The 3,747-nt window shown below is 73.8% G+C and carries 3 protein-coding genes and 1 pseudogene; 2 read left to right on the forward strand and 2 right to left on the reverse strand.

Features of this window, described 5'->3' with window-relative positions; all coding sequences use genetic code 11:
• Positions 1-1,115 (forward strand): hypothetical protein (locus VF825_RS00170; RefSeq protein ID WP_331108854.1); only part of this gene is annotated, 1,115 nt, incomplete at its 5' end.
• Between the two features lie 63 nt (positions 1,116-1,178).
• Here the strand turns inward: VF825_RS00170 and VF825_RS00175 are convergent.
• Positions 1,179-1,562, reverse strand: coding sequence for an ankyrin repeat domain-containing protein (locus VF825_RS00175; RefSeq protein WP_331108856.1), 384 nt, complete (start codon positions 1,560-1,562; stop codon positions 1,179-1,181).
• Between the two features lie 32 nt (positions 1,563-1,594).
• Between VF825_RS00175 and VF825_RS00180 the strand changes: the two genes are divergently transcribed.
• Positions 1,595-3,283, forward strand: coding sequence for a glycoside hydrolase family 13 protein (locus VF825_RS00180; RefSeq protein ID WP_414695724.1), 1,689 nt, complete (start codon positions 1,595-1,597; stop codon positions 3,281-3,283).
• Between the two features lie 4 nt (positions 3,284-3,287).
• Here VF825_RS00180 and VF825_RS00185 read toward each other — a convergent pair.
• A pseudogene (locus VF825_RS00185) lies at positions 3,288-3,605 on the reverse strand (amidohydrolase family protein); the annotation flags it as partial.
• Positions 3,606-3,747: the final 142 nt, after the last annotated feature.

Here is a 3,747-nt window from a genome sequence, read left to right on the forward strand (position 1 = left end):
CGCAGTTCCGCACCGTCCTCCGCGGCTACGAGCCCTCGCAGGTCGAGGAGCACCTCCGCTCGCTGACCGCCGCGCTCGAGAGCGCGCGCGCCGACGCGACCCGCCAGGCCGAGCGTGCCGAGCGGTTCGCGGACGAGGCCCAGAAGTGGCAGGGCCGGGCCCAGGCCAAGCAGGAGGCGCCCTCGGCCCCGACCTTCGCCGACCTCGGCGAACGGGTGGGCGAGATCCTCACGCTGGCCAACCAGGAGGCCGTCCAGATGCGCACGGAGGCCACCGCGGACGCGGCCGCCCAGCGCAAGGACGCCGAGGCCACCGCCAAGCGGGTCAAGGCCGACGCCGAGTCCCACGCCGCCGAGGTCCGCAGCGGCGCCGAGGCCCAGGCCGCCCAGCTCGTCGCCGAGGCCAGGCGCAAGGCCGAGAACATCCTCGACGAGGCCGACCGCGACGCGACCGCCCGCCGCGAGGAGGCCGAGGCGATCTACGAGCAGCAGCGCGCCAAGTCCGCCAAGGCGGCCACCGACTTCGAGACCACCCTCGCCGAGCGTCGCGAGAAGGCCGCCGAGGAGTTCAAGGAGCGTTCCGCCGCGGCCGAGCGCGACCTCGCCGCCATGCAGGAGCAGATCGAGCAGACCCGGCGCGAGTCGGACGCCGCCGCCAAGGAGGCCTCGGGCCGGGCGACGCGCCAGCTCGAGCAGGCCCAGGCCCAGGCCGAGCTCATCGTCAGCGAGGCCAAGTCGCGCGCCGAGCGCATCCGCTCCGAGTCCGAGCGTGAGCTGGCCGCGGCCACGCAGCGCCGTGACTCGATCAACGCCCAGCTGACCAACGTGCGCCAGATGCTGGCCACGCTCGGCGGCGTCTCCCTGCCCGCCGCGCTGGAGGAGGCCACCGAGGCGCCGGCCGCCGCGCCCGCCCAGGCCGCAGCGCCCGCCCAGGCCCCGGCCAAGGCCGAGCCGCAGGTCGAGGTCGACCCGCACGCCACCCAGGTCATCGAGCGCCAGACCGCGCCCCAGGCCAAGCCCGCGGAGGGCAAGCCGGCCGGGGCGGGCGAGGGCCAGGACGCCACGAGCTCTGACGAGTCCGCGGACCGTCAGGCGGAGCCGGCCCGCAAGGGCTGACCTCCCGGGTCGGCGCCCCACGAGGGCGCCGACCCCGTCAGGCCACGACGTCCGGCTGCCTCGCTATCCGTGCAGCAGGTCGGTGCGGCCGAACATCTGGGCCGTGGCCCTGGCCGTCGGGGCGCCGGCGTCCGGGTCCGCGCCCGCAGCCATCAGGGCGGCGACCACCTCGTCCTCGCCCTTGAAGATGGCTCCCGCCAGGGGGGACTGACCCCGGTCATTGAGCCGGTCGGGGTCGGCCCCGCGCTGGAGCAGCGCGGCCACCGTGGCGGCGTGCCCGTGGTACGCCGCGAGCATCAGCAGGGTGTTGCCGTTGGCGTCGGTCAGGTCCACCGGGACGCCCCGGTCGACGTACGCCGCGAGCCGGGCCGCTTCCCCCTCACGGGCGAAGTCGAGGCAGGCGTGCGCGATCTCGACCAGCTCGGGTGGGGTGCTGCTCTCGCTCATCGCGCCAGCCTAGGTCCGGCGCGGCAGACTGGGTGACCGTGACCGGGCCCCAGACGACCGACGCACGCCTCGTCCACCCCGCCGACCCCGGAGGGGGTCCGTGGCACCGGGACGCCGTGATCTACCAGGTCTACCCGCGCTCGTGGGCCGACGCCGACGGCGACGGGGTGGGCGACCTGCCCGGCATCACCGCCCGGCTGGAGCACCTCGTCGAGCTCGGCGTCGACGCGGTGTGGCTCTCGCCGTTCTACCCCTCGCCGCAGGCCGACGCCGGCTACGACATCTCCGACCATCGCGACGTCGACCCCCTCTTCGGGTCCCTCGCCGACGCCGACGCCCTGCTCGCCCGGGCGCACGAGCTGGGCCTGAAGGTCATCGTCGACCTGGTGCCGAACCACACCAGCGACGAGCACCCCTGGTTCGCGGCGGCCCTGGCGAGCCCACCCGGCAGCCCCGAGCGCGCGCGATACGTCTTCCGGGACGGGCACGGCCACGGTGGGGAGCTGCCCCCGACCAACTGGTCCAGCGCGTTCGGCGGGCCGGCCTGGACCCGCGTCATGGAGGCCGACGGCCGGCCCGGGCAGTGGTACCTGCACGTCTTCGACCGCCGGCAGCCCGACCTCAACTGGGACCATGACGAGGTGCGCGCCGACTTCGAGGACGTGCTGCGCTTCTGGCTGGACCGTGGCGTCGACGGCTTCCGGGTGGACGTGGCCTCGGGACTGGTCAAGGACCCGGCGATGCCTGACTGGCACGGGCCGCTGCGGGTGCAGGGCCTCGACGCCGACGGCCGGCCCCACCCCGCCCGCGACCAGGACGGCGTGCACGAGATCTACCGCGCCTGGCGCCGGCTGCTGGAGGAGCACGGCGGGGACCGGGTCCTCGTCGCCGAGGCGTGGGTGGCCGACCTGGACCGGGTGGCCCGCTACGTCCGCCCCGACGAGATGCACCAGGCGTTCAACTTCGCCTACCTGCTGACGCCGTGGCGGGCGGCCGACCTGCGGCAGACGGTCGAGGAGTCGCTGCGCGCCAACGACGCGGTCGGGGCGCCGACGACCTGGGTGCTGTCCAACCACGACGTCGTCCGGCACGCCAGCCGCCTCGGCACGCCGACCCGCGGTGGCCGGATGACCGGAATCGGCGCCGACGACCCCCAGCCGGACGGTGTCCTCGGGCTGCGACGGGCCCGGGCGGCGACGCTGCTCATGCTGGCGCTGCCGGGCGCGGCCTACCTCTACCAGGGCGAGGAGCTCGGCCTGCCCGAGCACACCACGCTGCCCGACGGCGCCCGCCAGGACCCGACGTTCGCGAGGACCGCCGGCGCCGAGAAGGGCCGGGACGGCGCCCGGGTGCCCATCCCCTGGAAGGCGGCGGCACCGGCATACGGGTTCTCCCCCAACGGCCGGAGCTGGTTGCCCCAGCCGCGGGAGTGGGCCCGGTATGCCCTGGACGCGCAGCGAGGGGTGCCCGGCTCGACCTACGAGCTGTATCGCGCGGCGCTGCGGCTGCGCCGCGACCGTCGCCTCGGCCGCGGCGACCTGAGGTGGCTCGAGGCGCCCGAGGACGTGGTGGCGTTCGGCAACGGTGACCTCGCCGTGCTGGCCAACACCGGCGAGTGCCCGGTCCCCCTGCCCGCCGGCGCGCGGGTGCTGCTGGCCAGCGACGACCTGCCCGGCGACGCGACCCTGCCGCCGGACACGACCGCCTGGCTCGCCGGCTGAGCCGTCAGCCCAGGTCGAGGGCCCGCGCCAGCGGCACCCCGGGGCGGTAGACGAGGTGCAGGTAGGACGGCGCCTCCAGGACGGTGAGGTCCGCCCGGCTCCCGACGGTGATCCGCCCGATGTCGTTGCGCCGCAACGACTTCGCGCTCCCGGCGGTGGCGGCGAGGAGCGCCTCGGCCGGGGTCAGCCCCATCTCGCGCACCGCGAGGGCGAGCATGAACGGGATCGAGGAGCTGTAGCAGGTGCCCGGGTTGCAGTCGGTCGCCAGCGCGAGGCTCACCCCGGCGTCGAGCAGCCGGCGTCCGTCCGGCCAGGGGTCTTGAAACAAATTTAACGGTTTAAAATTATGTGAAAGTTACACGTAAGTTATATGTAAATTACAGTGTAATTACATGTAGGTTATAGTGTAGTTACACTTTGATTATCTATTAAATTTTTGGAGAGAAAATTTGTCGACAAATATA

The organism is Oryzihumus sp., from assembly GCF_036391795.1.
Lineage (GTDB): Bacteria > Actinomycetota > Actinomycetes > Actinomycetales > Dermatophilaceae > Oryzihumus.